The sequence below is a fragment of the Chitinophaga sp. ARDCPP14 genome (assembly GCF_051362515.1).
Classification (GTDB): domain Bacteria; phylum Bacteroidota; class Bacteroidia; order Chitinophagales; family Chitinophagaceae; genus Chitinophaga.
This window is the reverse complement of record NZ_JBKIXB010000001.1, coordinates 155,041-173,502: the sequence shown is the minus strand read 5'-3', so window position 1 is coordinate 173,502 and position 18,462 is coordinate 155,041. Positions and strand designations below refer to the sequence as shown.

The window sequence follows — 18,462 nt, the reverse complement described above, 5'->3', positions numbered from 1 at the left end:
AACATATATTTTCTCACCAGTTTCTTAAATTTTCAAGAAGATGAAAAACAACAATCCTATCAGCAAAAAAGTACTGTTTTCCGGCTCTCTTGTTGCCGGTGCTATCCTCGGTATGGCTGCATTGCAGGTAACTGCAACCCCCGGCAGTTATACTAACCTGGGTTCCGGCGCGGCCGTAAGAAGTACATTAACCGGCGCATCCGGCAATACAGCCAATGCGATTGAACTGTCATGCGGCGCAAAAAAAGACAGCGCTGCTGCAGGTAAAACAAAAGAGGGTAAATGCGGTCAGGGTAAATGTGGTGAAGGAAAATGCGGCGATAAAAAAGGTAAGAAAGGAGATAAGCATAAAAAAGACAGTACAAAATCCGGCAGCTGATTTCCCGGATAAGGTAAAGACCGGTATCATATGCAGGCCGGTCTTTACTCGTATTTTAACCTCCTAAAATGTACGACCATGGTAGGTATAGGTTTTCGCAGGGAATTTGCGGAAGAGATGATCAGCGGTGAACATATCCGCCCCGACTTTATTGAGTTTGCCCCTGAAAACTGGATGAACATTGGCGGATACTGGAAGAAGGTATTGCACCGCGTGGTAGAAAAATACCCTGTGCTTTGTCATGGGCTTTCCCTTTCTATCGGCAGCCCCGAAGCGCTGGATAAATCGTTTCTCCGGTACATAAAAGCATTTCTCCGGGAATACAACGTACAGATCTACTCAGAGCATCTCAGCTATTCCAAGTGTGATAACGCGCATATGTACGACCTGTTGCCCATTCCCTTCCGGATGGATGCGGTAAAGCATATTGCCAGCCGTATACAGCAGGTGCAGGATTATTTGCAACGCCCGCTGGTAATGGAAATTGTATCTTATTACACACCGGTAGCCGCAGAAATGAGTGAAGTGGATTTTATTAATGAAGTGGTAAAACAATCCGGCTGCCAGCTGCTCCTGGATGTGAACAACATTTATGTAAATGCTTTCAACCACCAGTATGATGCCAAAGCATTTATACGACAATTGCCCCTTAGTAAAGTTGCTTACATACATATGGCAGGTCATGAACAGGTAGCTCCTGATCTGATCATTGACACGCACGGGGAACCAATTATAGACCCGGTGTACGACCTTTTTGAATGGACCATTCAGCACCTGCAACCCGTACCGGTTTTACTGGAAAGGGATTTTAATATCCCGGAAATGGCGGAACTGCAGGGGGAGTTAACCAGGTTGAAAAATATTTGTCACAAACAATGGAAACGGAAAGATGAGCTTGTTGCCTGACACTTATCATATCCAGCAAACTTTTTCCACCTATTGCAGAACCGGTGAAAAAGTGAAGCTGCCCGGCGTAGCGCCGCACCGGCTGAAACACTATCGCCAGCTGGTATTTAACATGATCCAGGATACTATGGAGCATGCATTCCCCATTGCATTTAAACATATTCCCACCACCAGGTGGAATAAAATGGTGAAGGAATTTTTTTCAAGGCATGCATGTCAGTCGTACCAGGTATGGAAACTCCCCCTGGAGTTTTATACTTACGCGGTAGAGCATAACTGGGAAGATGCTTATGGTATTCCCTTCCTCAACGACCTCCTCGCTTTTGAGTGGGCCGAAATGGAGGTGTATAACATGGAAGATATACCTGCACCTGCGTATTCCCTTTCCGGCAACTGGCTGGATGCCCCGCTGGTACTCAATCCTGAGCACCGGCTGTTATCTTTTAACTACCCCGTTCACCTGGTAGCGAAGCCGAAAGAACTGCTGAAAAATAAAGGCGTTTATTTTGTGCTGCTGTTCCGTCACCCGGAAACAGGGCATGTAGAGTTCACGGACCTGTCGCCCTGGCTGGCCTTCCTTACTGAGCAGTTAACACTCGGCATCACGGTAAAGGATATACTGGAATACGCGCCGCAGCTGAATATAACGGACACGGGTACACTGGAGCAGGATACGCTGGCTTTTTTAAAACACATGCAGCAATTACATTTTGTGCTGGGCTTCCGGCAATAAAGAAAGGTCAGGTCCCAGGTCATACTTTCCCACAGAAGTCGTAATTTCGGCCCCGTTCATAGTGATGATCATATGCAATTAGCCCGGGAAACGATTGGTAGCGAACTACAGCGGTTTGAGGAAATTTTTCATGATGCCATGCGAAGTGATGTACTGTTGCTGAACAGAATCATGGCGGATATTGCTGCCCACAAGGGGAAGCAGATGCGTCCGATGTTTGTGTTGCTGTGCGCCCGGTTGTGTGGCGCCATCAATGATGCCAGCTACCGCGCCGCGCTCCTGGTGGAGATGCTGCACACCGCTTCCCTTGTGCACGACGACATGGTGGATGACGCTATGAAACGCCGCAGCGCATTTTCTGTAAACGCCCTCTGGAAAAATCGTGTATCCGTAATGGTGGGCGACCAGCTCTTTACCAAAGGTGTACTGCTGGCCCTCGATAACAACGACCCCGGCCTGCTTAAAATCTACGCCGCCGCTATTCAGCAAATGATAGAAGGAGAATTGCTCCAGATGACGAAAGCCAATAAACTCAGCTTTGAGGAAAAGGACTATTATGATCTCATCAATGCTAAAACTGCCTCCTTCCTGGCCGCTGCCTGCGCTGCCGGCGCCACATCCGCCTGCGATAACCCGGAAACTATCCAGCTGTTGCACAACTTCGGACAAAAAGTAGGCATGGCCTTTCAACTGAAAGACGACCTGTTTGATTATGGAAATACCGACATCGGCAAACCTACCGGTAATGATATCAAAGAAAAGAAAGTAACCCTTCCCCTTATTTATGCCGTTCAGCATGCCGGCCCTGCGTTGCGGAAAAAGATCCTTCATATAGTAAAGCACCAGCATACCGACAAGGATAAAGTAAACTTTGTAGTGGAAACGGTGAACCAGTCGGGTGGACTTGATTACGCCACCCAAAAAATGATGGAATACCGCGATGAAGCATTCCGGATACTCTTTACTTTTCCGCCCTCACCCACGCGGGCCGCATTGGAGGAATTGGTGCGCTATACCACCGACAGGGCATATTGATCTGGACCCGCATGGGGATGTATGATAACGATAAAGTCCTGCATTATTAACACCTGTGAAGACTACCCCGGTCATTGTGAATGAAGAATTTGAAAAAAGGCTCACGAAGATGAAGGCGGTGTTACCTCCCGGATTAAATTTTAAAAAATAATTCACAAAAAACTATGAAAAATCCTTTTAGCTAATTACATTTGGTACAGTAGCGTTAAAAAAACAACCAGAATTTAAAGAGCATTGATAGTACTGATGACCAGTAAGACCCTGTGTTTGCTGTAGTTTCCCCACTGTGCATTAGTACTGCCATTACTGAAAACCAGAATTACAGACCGATTGAAAATTTCACGTTAATTAATCTTGTTTCCATGACTCAACGTTCATTACATCCTGATAGGGTCACCCGCTGTCCCTAACTACCCACGGGCGTTATGTTTCCACAGTCGACATTATTTTCGCATCCTGCTTATGCTGACGAGGCATTTTGCATGGCAGATATTGTGCTGTAGTAGCCATGGCGAACGCTGATCTCTAAATCACAGACATTCCCCTAAAGGGAACAGGGCAACCTATGCCCGTTCATGTCAAAAAATAGTTAATCTGGTGTAAAGCTTCTTTTACGCCCTGGGATTCTCATTCCTAAATATTGCATGTATGAAATACTTTTACTTTTTCCTGCACAGAGGTATTTATTTTTTTGCAGCAATGTGCCTGGTGAGTACATCATCGGAAGCACAGAATGTGTTGTTCAAAAATAACAAAGATACCTCCGGTGTGAATGCAGATTCACTTGCCTTTTCCAAAGTGACATCTACCAGGCGGGACACACTGGGATATTTTCCCAACAATGAACTCTTCCTGAAACGTAGTGCCAGTGGGGCTATTTCTTCAGTAGACATTGGCGAGGTTAAAAAACTTCCCTACACCAGTATCGACCAGATGCTGATAGGAAGGGTAACGGGAGTGGATGTACGAATTCCTTCAGCAGAACCCGGAAAACGCAACAGCGTATTTGTAAGAGGGACCTCTTCCCTGCTCCTGGGCAACCGCGATTTGTTTTATGCGCAACCCACTTATGTGGTCGACGGTGTGCCCTTGATCATGGAGCATGCTTTCGCCTATGACATTCAGCGGTTCGATTTTAACAGGATGGGAACGGAAACCAACCTGCTTGGCTTCCTCGATATCAATGATATTGAGAGTATCGAAGTGCTGAAAGATTTTGCTGCCAGCGCAAAATACGGTCCCAATGCTGCCAACGGGATTATCAACATCACTACCAAAGCGCCCCGCGTGGGACAGATGCGGGTGTCGGTAAATGCTTACGCCGGTGTATCATTAAAACCTGCGGTAGATGCAGTGAATGGCAGATACGAAAGTGATTTTCGCCTGCCCTTCTACCAGAAATATGCTGATGAAACACAGTGGCGTAACTTTCCCCGCTACCTGGCAGATTCTTCCCAGGCCCGCTACTATGGCCCGGCCAACTGGGATGATCTTTTTTTGAGAAACGCATTCACGGAAGGTATCCAGGCTGCCGTAAGCGGCGGAACGCCATATGCCAACTTCCGTTTCAGCATCGGGCAATCCTCGCAGCAGGGCGTATATGACAAAACAGGCATCAAACGCTACGATGTAAACTTCGGGATCAACATCCAGCCCGTAAGGAACCTGATTTTTACAACAGATATTTCTGTAGCTAACCAAAACCGGAAACGGAATGAGTTTATCCGCGACCGCGCCGGGGACGAAGACTATCTCTTTAACTACGATGCACCTTTATCTCCCAACAAAGCCTATCTCCAACAGTATTATACGGCGCTGGAAAATACCATTAACCGGAACAAGAATAATTCTGCCCGTATCATTGCCAATGCGAAGTATAGCTTCTTATCGCACTTCACCTGGAACACCCGTTTTGCTATTGACTACGGGCAAAATTTCCGCGACTTCTTTGTACCTACGGCACTCGGCGAAGGCAACAGTTATGTATCCAATTATGATGGACTGAACAGGCGGATGATCCTGGACAATTCCCTTCAGTTTGAAAAAACTTTCCCGGGAAAACATCATCTTGAAATAACACTTGGTCAGTATGGCCAATGGGACAAATGGCGCTATGATTACGGCCGCGCCTACAAAGGTTCCAGCGATTATGTGAAGATCTATCAGCCGGGTACAGATCAGCAGAAAGAAGGCCGCTTCGGCAACTTCCGCCTGATGTTTAACACTAAAGATTTTACGCAGTCGCGGCTGGCATCTTTCTACACCAATGTCGGATATAACTTCAATGAAAAATATTTTGTTTCCCTGTATGTGAGAAGAGATGGCAGCTCCTACCTCGATGCAGATAACCGCTGGCTGATATCGCCTACTTTATCTGCTTCCTGGAAAGTGCATAAGGAAGATTTCCTGAAAGAATCTTCCTGGCTGAGCAACCTGAATGTCCGCGCCAGCTGGGGCCGTGTAGGCCGTTTGCTGATGGATGAAATGTATACCGGCGGACCGGTATATAACGTAGACGCAGGTTGGAATGGGGTGCCTAACATGTCTACCTACAACGGTTTCCCTGTTATTAACGCCGGCTACACCACCGGCTATGTAGTGCCGGGTACTTCGTGGCCGGTAGTAGAGCAACTGAATGGCGGCATTGATATCGGTCTTTTTCACGACCGGTTACGCGCCTCGCTGGATGTATACGCCAAAACAGATCGTAACCTGGTACTGAAGGTGCCTACATTGGAAGAAGAAGGATATACCGGTATCGTAAAAAATGGCATGGACATCCGGAACTACGGCTATGAGTTGTCTATCGATGCAGACTTAGTGAAAGGAAAGAAATTCCAGTGGACCACCGGTATCAATATCTATACAAACCAGAATAAGCTGATGGCTTTGCCCGACGGGATTACCGACCTGGTGATCAATAACCGCCGTTTCCTCGTAGGAAAACCGGTGGACCGTTACTGGCTGCTGCTCAACGAAGGTATTTACAACTCCGATGATGAGGTGCCTGTGAATCCAAAAACAGGCAGGAAGATGACTTACCAGGGTGTAACCTTGAAAAAAGGAGATCCTAAATGGACAGATTTAACCGGCGATTTTAATATCAATGATGCGGACCGTGTAATGAAAGGCCGCCTGTCACCCGCTGCTACCGGAGGTTTTACCAACACCTTCCATTATGGCGCGTGGGACGTGAACATCCTGCTGAACTATTCTTTTGGCCGTAAAGTGATTAACCAGGCATTGGCCGATCGTTTTGACTTTGCCAACAGGGAAGCCATTGATGATCCAAAGGCGATAAAGGAAATCAGCTGGTGGTCGAAAGTAGAAGGCGACTACAGCAAAATACCGCAATACAATCCCTGGAGCGCAGTATATGCCTACCAGCCCAACCAGACCCTGTTCCTCGAAGACGCCTCTTTTGTAAAGCTCCGCGCATTAACGGTGGCCTACAATATGCAAACAGACTGGATGAAACGTTCGGGTGTTGAGCACCTGCGTATTTATGCCACCGGTAACAACCTGCTTACCTGGACAAAGTACAAGGGCGGCGATCCGGAAGCCGTAAGCTATTTCGGATATGACGAAGGATATTATAACTGGGCGGCTCCGCGCACGTTTACACTGGGCTTTAATTTTCAATTCTGATGTTAAAAAACAAGATCATGAGAAATATCGCTGTTGTTGGGGTGATACTATTACTGGCTGGCGGGATGCAGTCCTGCAAGAAAATGCTGGATGTGCCTTCACATCGCGCCCTGACAGAAGAAAATATGTGGCAGACTAAAAATGATGCACGCGCAGGATTATCTGCCTGCTATGCTTTAATGCGCGCTGCCATGTCAAACGAAAATGCACACTGGGTGTACGGAGATTTGCGTGGTGGCGACTTTCAGTCGACCAAGCGCGGCGATCTGCGCGCAGTAGTGGAAAGTAACCTGAACGCCAGTTATTCTACTATGGAGGAATGGCGCGACTGGCGAAGATTTTATACGGCTATAGCACAATGCAATCTTACGATAGAAAAATTACCACAGGTAACCGCTACCGATTATCGTTACTCGCAAAACGATATGAAGCTGGACCGCGCACAGGCGATTTACATCCGCGCATTTCTCTACTATTATATTGTAAGGATCTGGGGAGATGTACCACTGGTAATTGCTCCGTCAGATGGGGTCGCAAAAACGATCTCCCGTGAAAAATGGGATAAAGTACTGGATTATGCAGCCGCGGAAGCAAAATCCTGTATTGATGGTTTACCCTGGAAGTACAATGGCAAGTCGCCGGAACAACAAGGCGATTACCGTGGTCAGGGTGAATCACATCACATTTCCATCACTATCACCAAAGGAATGGCCTATACATTGCTCGCACATATCTATAACTGGAAAGGCGAATACGATAAGTCGCTCGAGTATGCCAACACCGTCATCAACAACCAGTCGAACACCGGTTACGGTTTTGTGAGCCTGAACGATCTTACCAGGCTGGATGGCGCATTCCGCGGACGTATCGGGGCCAACATTTTCCAGATAGATATGAACTTTGACCACGCGGAAATATCGTCTACCGGTCAGTTGGAAGACTGGACCCTCCGTGAACCCTATATTCCAAAAAGAGAATCTGAGATTTATGTGCCGAAAGACAGTGTGCTAAAGATCTATAGCGAATCGAGGGAACAACGCCCTACCTATTTCTTTACAAAAATGGAAGAAGCTTATCCCATCTTTTACAAGATGAAACAAATCAACGGCGCGGTGAAAGATCCCGTACTGAAAATGTATTCGTCTTGTATAATCGTATTCCGTTATGAGGAATTGTACCTGCTGCGCGCAGAAGCTAAAGCCCGGTTAGGACAAACCGCGGAAGCACAAAAAGACCTGAACCAGATCCGTAACTCCCGCGCACTCAAAAATGTAAACGTAGCTACTGCCGGCCAGGAGCTGCTGGATGCTATTTTGCTGGAACGCAGAAGAGAGTTGATAGGAGAAGGATGGTACTGGTACGACCTCATACATTTCAAAAAGATCCCGCAGTATACCAGGCTTACACAGGCTGACGTAGACAGGGGCGCCGCTTTGTGGCCACTATCGCAGGAAGCGCTGGCCAACAATGGCGCGCTGGTTCAAAATTCTTTCTGGAAATAATAAATCACTGCCATGAAAAAATATTTAATACTACTGGCTGTAACGGCTTGTTTTGCATGCGAAAAAGGAATGCAGGACTACCGGAATGCAAAGCCCGTATCGGAAGTGAAGGTAAGTACTTATGATTTTCTCAAGCAACAGGGAGGATTATATGACACCCTGCTATTACTGATAGACCGCGTAAAGCTTACGGATACACTTAAAAATCAACAGGTCACTTTTTTTGTTCCGCAGGACAACAGTATTTCCACAGCCATCAGGAACGTGAATTTTTCCCGGGAACGCCTCGGTGATAAAGGCAACTGGACACTGGATAGTATTCCGCTGACGGTATGGGATAGTCTTTTGCGACGCTATATCGTGCGTGGACTGGTAACCGCCGATTCGCTGAGATATGCGGATGGCAGTGACCTCGAATCTTTGTACGGTCATGAAATGAATGGTAAAACCGCCAGCACCAATGCTTCCGGCGCAGTGGGCGCAGGCACCGCGGTGTTGCAGTACAGCGATAAAAATGATTCCAGGTTTACAAAAGACTGGTCCGTTGCGCTTACGCAAAACGTGGACATCAAATCTACCAACGGATTGATGCACATTTTAGAAACCCGGCATGTATTCGGATTTACATCCTTTGTTGGAAAAGCCTATCCCAGGTCACTGGAGCCGGCGCAGGGGCCATACCTCGGCTACCCGATTGAAATACCGGGTATTGTGAATGCAGCGGATTATGACGAAGGCCCCAAGGGAGTGGCTTACAATTATCGTAATCCCAATGGCGGGCATACTTATCGTCCCGATGATCCGGGCACAGAAAACTGCTCGCAGGGCGATGGCGCTACAAGTCCCGGTGGTAACTATAATATCGGCTGGACCAGCGACGGCGACTGGGTACGATATACCGTTGATATTAAAGAAGCAGGAAAATATAAAGTAGAACTGAGGATAGCCGGGAATGGCGGTGGTCTTATTTATCTTTTGATAGATGAAGTAAGGGTATGTGAAGACATCCCGATACAGGGTACCGGCGGCTGGCAAACCTGGCAGGGCGCATTCGGAACGGCAGATCTGCCCGCAGGAAAACACCTGATGAAAGTGATGATCAAGAAAGCCAACCTGAACCTGCACCGTCTCATCTTCACCAAAATAAACCCATAGCAATGAAAAGGCAAGTATATACTTTATTAATAGCCGGCACACTGGCGATTACGGTAACAGGCTGCTACAAGCAGTTGTTGCCGGATGAGAAAGAGCATTTCAGTAATAACGCCAACTTTGACGGCGATACGTACCAGGCCAATTTTGGACGTACCAATGTGTTCTACGGAAAATTTAATGCAGACAATTCAACGCAGCCACTCACTTTTGAAATGCAGAACATCGCACGGCCCGATGGCACGCCTGCGCCGGAATTGCTGGAGCAGGTGAATACCTGGCAGTGGAAAGAGTATTATAGCGGTACGGAAAAAACCGTAGCGGAAATTGAAGCCAAACGTATCCAGGTGAAAAGGCCGGTCCTTGACATGCGCTCTACTTCAGGCGATCTTGTTTTCTGGTCCACCGATACCTCCAAAATAAAACAGGGCATTTATACTTTTGATATCCTGGTGAAGAACAAAGGTGGGCAGAAAACTTTCCAGAAAAGAAAGCTGGACCTCCGCCGCCCGCGACCATATGAGCCTTACGAGTTTGATGACATCACCGGCCTGCAAAAGAAAGTGCCTAATACCGATAATCTTCTTTACAATCATCCTACCGTAATAGGCGTGCAAGATATGCAGAACAATGAGATTAACAGCGAGCAGGTAAATGTGTATTTCGTTAAAACAGGTACTGCTAAGAATACACTGACATTTAAATTTTATGATCAGGATTCCTTACCAATTAAAATGTCGAAGTTTAATGTTACCAAATGGGACAGCCTGAGATATTACAGCAACACCGTTGGTACGACCGTGAATTTTGGCTTTAACCGCAAGTTTTCATCAGACAGTGCCACTGTTACCTGGGATGTAACCAGCCCTTACCCGGTACTGGCGGACGTGGGGATTAATGAAAAAGCCAGCGTCATGTTCATCTATGAGCGCATTTCCTATGGTGTGCGCCGGCAGGCAGGTATCGGCTACGGCTTTGCCGTATTTGAACCAGGCAGCTGGGACGTGATCTTTAAGTTTAAAGTAAATCCCAAGTTTACCAACGATTAAACCGGTAACTGTATTCTGAATCATTAAAATATTAGTGCCATGAAAAAACGGTACATACATACGTTGGTTGTTCTTCTCCTGTTACTTACAGGAGCAGGCAACAGGGTATATGCCCAACAGGCTGTTACCATTAAGGGTAGGGTGACGGATGCCGGTTCCAAAGAGGGAATCCCGGGCGTAACCATCATTGATGTAAAAAATAATAAAGGTCTTGGTGTTACAGACCCCACCGGTCGTTTTACCATTTCAGTGGAACCCGATAAAACCATCCAGTTCCGGTACATCGGCTATCGGCTGGAAACGGTTAAAACGGGAAGTGTAACGACGCTTAACATTACCCTGAGCCCGGAGAATAAGTCGCTGAAAGAAACGGTGATCATAGGTTACCAGAAGCGTACCAAGGAAACATCATCCGGGTCGGCAGGCGTGATCGACGGAAAGGCGCTGCAGGATGTGCCGGTATCCAATATCCAGGAACTCCTGCAGGGAAAGATTGCGGGCCTCAATATCCAGAACAATTCCGGTGCGCCGGGTTTTCGTGGTACCATGTCCGTTAGAGGGGTTTCCCAGCTGGATGTAAGTGGCAGCGGTGATAATGCCTATCTTACCAGTAACAACCCATTGCTGGTAATTGATAACGTTCCGGTAGATTTCGACGGCGGTATTTCCCAGTCGATGTTGCAACCAGGCGCCGCAACAGGTCCGCTCGCCTTAATTCCGCCGGAAGACGTAGAGTCCATCGTGGTAATGAAAGATGCGCAGGCTACTGCTTTGTATGGTTCGCGTGGCGCCAACGGCGTAATTGTGGTAACCACCAAACGTGGTAATTCACCTACACCGATCATCGACATCAACAGCAGTTTGTTTGTGAACCTGCCGCCGAATTTGCGCCCTACTATTGGTGGTAATGCCGAGCGCCGGTATCGTATCAACTCCATCATGAAAAATGCGAGGGATTTGCAGGACGCACGCAGCATACTGAGCGATCCCAATTCCCAGTTCCTGACAGACAGCCTGAATGCTTTCTATAATAATTCAACCGACTGGCAGGGGTTATTTTACCAAACCACTTTAAATACCAATAATAATGTACAGATCAGCGGAGGTAACCTGAAAATGAACTACAAGGCCAACTTTGCTTACCAGATGAACCAGGGCGTATTGAAAAATACCGGTTTTAATAAGTATAGCCTGAACATGCAACTGAATATGCAACCAAGCAAGAAGCTGCGTATCGGTGCACAGTTGTTCAGTGCGCTGGGTCAAAAGCAACGTGGTAATGGCGGCGGATTGACTAACAATGGTGCAGGAAATTCCTTTACCTCTTCCCTGATGCCCGGCCCTTCTACCTTTGTTGGCAACCCCCAGCTGAGTGGATATGAAAATAATATAGATGATAACAACACCCTCAATATCCGTGGTTTCGTGGATGTGGACTATGAAATTATCAACGGGCTGCGTATCAACTCCACTACTTCTTATGACTACTACACCGATACCAGGGACCGGTTTAATCAATCGTTTTCCAATAACAACCAAACCGGTTTATATGGTTTCGTAGGCCGGCACGATGAGCTTAATACCAGGAATGGCGTGAACTACAGCTACAGCAGCAGGCCTGCCGACCTGGAAAAAAGCCATAACATATATGCCAGCGTATTCAGCGAAGTGAACATCAAATCAGATGACCAGCATGTGAAAGATATACGCAATGGTCCGAACGATTACTACTGGGGACCCCGTGGTTATTCTCCGCGGTTCTATCCCGGTAACCCCTGGAATAATGCCAACGAAATAAATGTAAACGGTACGCCGGTATCTTATGTATATCATGCTGCATCGTGGGCAGGGTTCTTCTCCTATAACTACCGTACGAAGTATGTATTGGACCTGGCCTACCGGTTGGATGGAAACTCTTCTGCAGGTATCAATAACCCCTATACGAAAAATCCATCTGTGGGTGTACGCTGGAACTTTAATAAAGAAAACCTGATGCGGCGCTGGAACTGGCTGGATTATGGATCGGTGCGTGTAACCTATGGCGTTAACAGCCGCCCTACCGCTACTATCCTCAATTCACTGGGTGCATATGAAAGTGTGAAAAACTACAACAACGCGGTTTCCATCAATCCTAACTACGGCGTGCTCGCCAACCCTTACATGGAACCGGAGAAGTCTTCCCAATTTAACTTCGGGGTTGACCTGGGCCTGTTTAAAGGTCGTGTAGAAGTTATCTACGATACTTATTACAAGAACAATTACAACCTGGTGCGCGATATCCCGTTGCCTAATTCCACGGGGTACGGTAAAATGCAGGTCAACGGCGGCGCTATTGTGAACTACGGCCATGAGCTGTCCATCACCACGCGGCCTATTATGAACCGCGATCCCAAAGGTTTCCAGTGGATCTTCTCCATAAACGGTGCGTACAACAAAGGCGTGCTCACGGAATTACCCGGAGGTTCGCAGCTCTTTATAGCAGTGGATCAGAACACTTACCAGAGCATTGCATTGAAAGTAGGAAGAAATCCGCAGAGCAATTATATGTACCAGACAGACGGTGTATACAGCAATACTTCAGATGTACCGGTAGATCCCATCAGGGGCGTACGTTACAAAGCGTTTAAAGGTCCCGGTACCCAGTACTTCCAGGCAGGAGATCCCATCTGGAGGGATCTGAACGGCGACTACGCATTGGATGGTGCCGACTACATGATCATGGGTAACCCGGAACCAATGTTCACCGGTGGTTTGAACAATACGTTGAGCTACCGGAACCTGTCGCTCAATATCAACTGTACTTTCCTGGCAGACCGCAGCATCCTGAATAACGCTATCGCTGCGAGGATCTACCGCCTGCAGTATCCCAACCTGTTGAGTAAGAACGACGGTACCGCCGCCGGTCCTATCAACCTGTATGATATCAATCAGATTGACTACTGGAAAAATCCGGGCGACAAAGCATCGCATCCTGCCATCGTAGGTTCTTTTGATCACGATGCACAGGTAGCGCCCAACAGGCTGGATCAGAGCTTGTATATGGAAGATGGTTCCTACTTCAAAATCAACCAGATCACACTGGCTTACCAGTTCCGTGACTTTGATTTTATGAAGCGGCTAAAGCTGCGGGTATTGCGTGCTTATCTCACTGCATACAACGTAGGCATCTTCTCAAAGTATACCGGGCCTAATCCTGAAACCGTTACCTCACTCGGAAGGGACGATATCAACGGGTATCCAAATGCCACCAGTTTGACATTTGGTATTGGCGCTCAATTTTAATGACACTTAAATTATTTTCAGATGAAACATTGGTTTAAAATAGGAATGCTTTTCTGCCTTTTGCTGGGTGTGGGCTCCTGTAAGAAATTTCTGGAAGTAAAGCCACTGGATACCCTTTCAGGAAAGGATTTCTGGAAAACAAGAGGCGATGCACAGAAGGCGGTTAGTGGTATATATTCAAAGCTGCTGCAAAAATTTACCAACGGCGTTATATATAATGTAGGCGATTTCAGGGCCGGCAACTGGAACTGGTTTGATAAGAACGGTTTCCGCAACCTCGCTGCCAACCGCCTGCTGCAGGCCGGTGGCGACGGCATAGAAGATATCCCGGACTGGGGATTGTTTTACCAGGCGATTGCTACCGCCAATCTTTGTATCGACAGGATACCAGGTATTGAAGATCCGGCTTTCAGCTCAAGGGAGAAAAAAGCCCTGGTGGCAGAAGCCCGCTTTGTACGCGCGTTCATCTACTTCTATATGTCACGGCTATACGGAGATGTGCCCCTGCAAACAGACCCGTATGATATTACGCTGAGGCCGCGCGAGAAAATGCTGACGGTATTGGACTTCTGTCTGAAAGACCTCGAAGGATGTAAAGACGATATGGTAATTTCCTACGACGATCCTACCAACAGGGCGGTACGCGGCACCAAAGGCGCTGCGCTGGCACTGATGGCGCATATCAATATGTGGAGCGCCGGTTTTGACCCCGCCAATCAGCAGAAATACTGGACACAAACCGCCGATCTGATCAAAGAACTGATGGCGCTGAACGAATACAAACTGTTGCCTTACACCAAAGAAACATTTCAGACCATTTTCAAAGGCCGCTCAGAAGAAGGCATCTTTGAACTGTCGCTGGATGCTAACTATGGTGGCGCTTTCCATTTCCTTATCTGCCAGTGGACCCTGCACGATCCCATTATCAGGGATGGACTGAACGGGAACAGTGAAATCACTCCCATGGTAAGGCACCTCGACAGGGTTTATCCCCGCGGTGAATCCGACAAACGGATAGACCTGTGGTTCGATGATCCGTATGCTTCCAAGGGAGAAAAGAAACCGATGTTCCTGAAATTTTCTGCGATCACCAATCCAATTACCAGGGATTATGACGCCAACTTTATCCTGTTCCGCTATGCAGATGTAATCCTGCTGAGGGCGGAAGCATTGGCCAACCTGGGAAACAGAAATGCCGAAGCGATAGAGATGCTGAACCTGGTACGCGACAGGGCAGGCGCCAAGCTGTATGCCGGCGGCGGTGGAGAACCGCTGAAAACGGCTATTTTCTATGAAAGGGAAAAGGAACTGATGGGAGAAGGACACCTGTGGTATGACCTCATCCGCACCGGAAGGATCGGCGACAGAATACTGACGGAGAATCCCCTCACACCGGATCTCATGGAGAAAGGCGCATGGACCTGGCCGATATCATCATCGGCAGTAAACAACAATCCGCTGGTCACCAGAAATCAATACTGGATACAATAACTGTAAAAAATATTCACTATGCGAAAGCTATTGCCCATAGCCGGCATCCTGTTGATGACAAGCCTGTTGTTATCTTCCTGTAAAAAAGATTATTATATCGACAGCGGTACTGCGGATCCGCATTATAAAGGAACTATTTATGAGTACCTGGTTCAGAACCCGGACCTCTTTGACACCGTGGCATATGTGGTGGAAAAAGCCGGATTGAAAGAAATGTTGCAGAACGATTCTGTTACCTTCTTTACACCAACAGATCAAAGTATTGTGGATGCTATTGATGACCTGAACGAGTACCGTTACCGGATGGTAGAAGACAGCGTGAAACTGGCTGATATTCCCGCTAAGGTATGGAAGAAATTCCTGGGTATGTACATGCTCAAAGGGAAGTATACGGCTAATAAGTTTGCACGTATTGATCCGGTGAATGTATACGCTTACCCGGGCATTAACTACGTAATGAACAGCGGCTATATTCTCAACATCGGGTTAATTTACCAGAACTATAATGGCGTGGAAGCGGTAGGCGCGCGTGTGCTGTTGCTCACAGATATTACCTATGATCCGGTGACTTTTGCCAATAACCAGAAAGTGCAGGTGATGACCTCCGACATTCAGCCGACAAACGGCGTACTGCATGTGCTGAATTTCCGGCACAACTTCGGTTTCCGGCCGGGAGAATTTGTCAGGATAGCAGAACAGGAACTGCAGAATCAATAACTCATTAATGCATTCAGTATGAAAAAATATACGTATTTAATAGTGCTCCTGGCAGTGTTAGGCGCCTGTACAAAAGATAAGATCAGCTCCAAGGGGGATGATCCTTATAAAGAACAGGTGCAGCCGGCGATCTATATCAATAAAGACGGTATCACTCCCACCAGTGCACACATAGGAGAGGAGGTGCTGATCAGCGGGAAAGGATTCCTGAAGAACAAAGATAAACTGGCCATTCTTTTTAATGGTATAAGTGCGCCCATCCTGGCGCTTACAGATACCACCGTGCGCGTAAAGGTGCCTGCACAGGCAGCTACCGGTAATGTGGCTGCACAGGTGGACCAGGAGTATTTCTTCGGACCTTTCTTCCGGGTAATAGGTGTTTTCCAGATGGATACCCTTTTCCCCAGTAAAGTAGCCGCTAATGGCGGTATCTCGGATATTATACCTGTGGAAGACGGGAAATATCTAATCGTCGGTGATTTCACAGACTTCGATAACTCCGGTAAGGAAGGAAAGCTTAACCGCGTGGCGAGGATTAATCATGATGGTAAAGTAGACGGCTCTTTTGGCCCGGACAAGAAAAATGGTACCAATACCTTTGTGGCTACAGCCGCTGCACTTCCAGGCGCCGATCGTAAATACCTGGTGGCAGGGGCTTTTAATAACTATGAAGGGGTGAACTTCGTCAACAGTATTGCCCTGCTGAACAACAACGGCTCGCTGGCAGCAGATAAGATTTTCAGTCCTACCGGGAAGGAAATCACTGTGTCTTCCCTGAAAGGCGGTATTTCCGGACAGGTGGCCAATATGCATGTGCAGGCGGATGGTAAGATCCTGCTCACCGGCTTCTTCCGGTTTTATGTACAACCTAACTACAACCTCGTGGGTGCTGCCGGTCAGGATTCCGTACATCTCGATTCGGTGCAGATCAATGGATTGGTTCGCTTAATGCCCGACGGAAGCCTGGATAGCACCTACAACTACGACCTGGCGAAGCACATGGGTAAAGAGGGGCCCAATGGTTATATCAACCGCTCTATCCTCCTGCCCGATGGAAAAATGCTGATTGCAGGTACTTTCACCAAATACAACGGACAATCCGTGAACCGCATTGCCAGGTTAAACCCCGATGGTTCTATTGATCCCTCCTTTTCAGCAGGCGCCGGCCCGGATCAGAATATCCTGAACATGACCCGTCAACCAGATGGAAAGCTGATCATTGTAGGCCGCTTCAATACTTTCGGCGGACTAAAACTGGCTAATGTAGCCCGTATCAATGAAAACGGGGTGATAGATCCCACGTTTAACGTGGGTGTGGGGTCCAATGGTTACCTGTTCAATGCGCATGTAATGCCCGGAGGAGAAGTAATTGTGAGCGGTATCTTCACAGAGTTCAGCGGATTAGTGCGCAATAATATGATTGTGCTCACCGACAAAGGCGCGGTTCACCCTTCTTATAACACTATTGGTGGCGTAACACTCGACCAGAACGCCAACAGTGGAGGTATTACACAGATCCTGCCGCAGGTGGGAGAGAAGTCGCTGCTGGTAGTAGGCACCTTTACGAAGTTTGATTACCGTGATGCCAACAGGTTTGTACGGATTACTTACCCGTGATCACCTGAAAGCAGCGTACCTTTGAGGCATGTATGTTTTACCGGAGATTATAAGAAGTATTTCATCACAATATGATCATCATAAAGAACTGAATCTTTTTTATGGCGGGAAAAGCGCCGCACTGGCGTGGACGCCTTATACCAGGTTCCTGCTGGCCACCTATCCGCGTGAAATTTTACAATTGAACGCGGATGGGTTGACAGCAGGGCTGGTTAATTACCTCACCACCCAGGCCCAGCTTACTTTTTGTGCCGCCAACCAGTATATGAATGTTTCCGGCGTTGCCGGGGAGTCCTTAAAGGCCGTATATGTTACTTTAATGGAAGATATTATTACCCGCCTTAAAAGAAAACAAACCAATTTCGATGACCTGGAACAGTTGCATGGACAACGCTTAACAAAATGGTTACTACACACCAATCCATTTGTAAAAGAATTGAACAGTGAGCAGGAACCTCATGTTAAACAGGTAGTGTGTGCAGAATATACACCCGCCACGCAACTGTCTGTGCTGCGGTTAAACCCCGCTGCCATCAAAGGTCCCGTACTGGATATCGGTTGCGGGCAACATGCTTACCTGGTAAGATACCTGCGTAAACAGGGCATCAAAGCATATGGAATAGACCGCTTTATTGAACAACCGGAAAGTTATCTCGGATCTGCCGATTGGCTGGAATACCGCCTGGAGCCCAATAGCTGGGGCACCATCATCTCCAATCTTTCTTTCTCCAATCATTTTCTGCATCACCATCAGCGCAGCAATAGTGCTTATATGAGCTATGCAAAAAAGTACATGGAAATACTGGCATCGCTGCAAACCGGTGGTAGTTACCATTATGCGCCCGCCTTACCTATGATCGAATCTTATTTACCTATGGAACAGTATGTGATCAGTCATGATAAAGTAGGCGATCACTTCAGTAGCACGGTGATCACCAGAAGATAGTTATC

13 protein-coding genes are annotated in these 18,462 nt (G+C 47.4%); all 13 read left to right on the top strand.

Annotated features, from left to right (window positions below):
- Positions 1 to 40 precede the first annotated feature (40 nt).
- The 13 genes from ACLHR0_RS00605 (at position 41) to ACLHR0_RS00545 (ending at position 18,457) form a co-directional block, all read left to right on the top strand.
- The gene (locus ACLHR0_RS00605) at positions 41 to 379 is read left to right on the top strand and encodes a hypothetical protein (protein ID WP_429045814.1); all 339 of its coding nucleotides are present in this window, start codon (positions 41 to 43) and stop codon (positions 377 to 379) included.
- 78 nt (positions 380 to 457) lie between these two features.
- Positions 458 to 1,285 carry an HvfB family MNIO-type RiPP peptide maturase gene (locus ACLHR0_RS00600; protein WP_436484245.1) on the top strand — a complete coding sequence of 276 codons (828 nt, stop codon included), beginning with the start codon at positions 458 to 460 and terminating at the stop codon, positions 1,283 to 1,285.
- Entirely contained in the window at positions 1,269 to 2,018 is a 750-nt protein-coding gene (locus ACLHR0_RS00595) for an HvfC/BufC N-terminal domain-containing protein (protein WP_436484244.1), read from the top strand. The genes ACLHR0_RS00600 and ACLHR0_RS00595 overlap by 17 nt, the downstream gene beginning before the upstream one ends.
- A gap of 72 nt (positions 2,019 to 2,090) precedes the next feature.
- Positions 2,091 to 3,053: a polyprenyl synthetase family protein gene (locus ACLHR0_RS00590; protein WP_436484243.1), complete on the top strand. Its 963-nt coding sequence runs from the start codon at positions 2,091 to 2,093 to the stop codon at positions 3,051 to 3,053.
- Between the two features lie 648 nt (positions 3,054 to 3,701).
- Positions 3,702 to 6,701 carry a SusC/RagA family TonB-linked outer membrane protein gene (locus ACLHR0_RS00585; protein ID WP_436484242.1) on the top strand — a complete coding sequence of 1,000 codons (3,000 nt, stop codon included), beginning with the start codon at positions 3,702 to 3,704 and terminating at the stop codon, positions 6,699 to 6,701.
- A gap of 17 nt (positions 6,702 to 6,718) precedes the next feature.
- Positions 6,719 to 8,203, top strand: coding sequence for a RagB/SusD family nutrient uptake outer membrane protein (locus ACLHR0_RS00580; RefSeq protein ID WP_436484241.1), 1,485 nt, complete (start codon positions 6,719 to 6,721; stop codon positions 8,201 to 8,203).
- 12 nt (positions 8,204 to 8,215) lie between these two features.
- On the top strand, positions 8,216 to 9,358 hold the full coding sequence (locus tag ACLHR0_RS00575) for a carbohydrate-binding protein (RefSeq protein WP_436484240.1): 1,143 nt from the start codon (positions 8,216 to 8,218) through the stop codon (positions 9,356 to 9,358).
- A gap of 2 nt (positions 9,359 to 9,360) precedes the next feature.
- Complete coding sequence (locus ACLHR0_RS00570; protein WP_436484239.1) at positions 9,361 to 10,404, top strand: DUF5007 domain-containing protein; 1,044 nt, start codon at positions 9,361 to 9,363, stop codon at positions 10,402 to 10,404.
- 39 nt (positions 10,405 to 10,443) lie between these two features.
- On the top strand, positions 10,444 to 13,686 hold the full coding sequence (locus tag ACLHR0_RS00565) for a SusC/RagA family TonB-linked outer membrane protein (protein WP_436484238.1): 3,243 nt from the start codon (positions 10,444 to 10,446) through the stop codon (positions 13,684 to 13,686).
- A 21-nt stretch (positions 13,687 to 13,707) separates the two neighbouring features.
- Positions 13,708 to 15,177: a RagB/SusD family nutrient uptake outer membrane protein gene (locus ACLHR0_RS00560; protein WP_429045831.1), complete on the top strand. Its 1,470-nt coding sequence runs from the start codon at positions 13,708 to 13,710 to the stop codon at positions 15,175 to 15,177.
- Positions 15,178 to 15,195: 18 nt separating this feature from the next.
- A complete protein-coding gene (locus ACLHR0_RS00555) occupies positions 15,196 to 15,894 on the top strand; it encodes a fasciclin domain-containing protein (RefSeq protein WP_370912835.1) in 699 nt (232 codons plus the stop codon).
- Positions 15,895 to 15,912: 18 nt separating this feature from the next.
- On the top strand, positions 15,913 to 17,511 hold the full coding sequence (locus tag ACLHR0_RS00550) for an IPT/TIG domain-containing protein (protein ID WP_436484237.1): 1,599 nt from the start codon (positions 15,913 to 15,915) through the stop codon (positions 17,509 to 17,511).
- Between the two features lie 28 nt (positions 17,512 to 17,539).
- Complete coding sequence (locus ACLHR0_RS00545) at positions 17,540 to 18,457, top strand: hypothetical protein (protein ID WP_436484236.1); 918 nt, start codon at positions 17,540 to 17,542, stop codon at positions 18,455 to 18,457.
- The last annotated feature ends 5 nt before the right edge of the window (positions 18,458 to 18,462 follow it).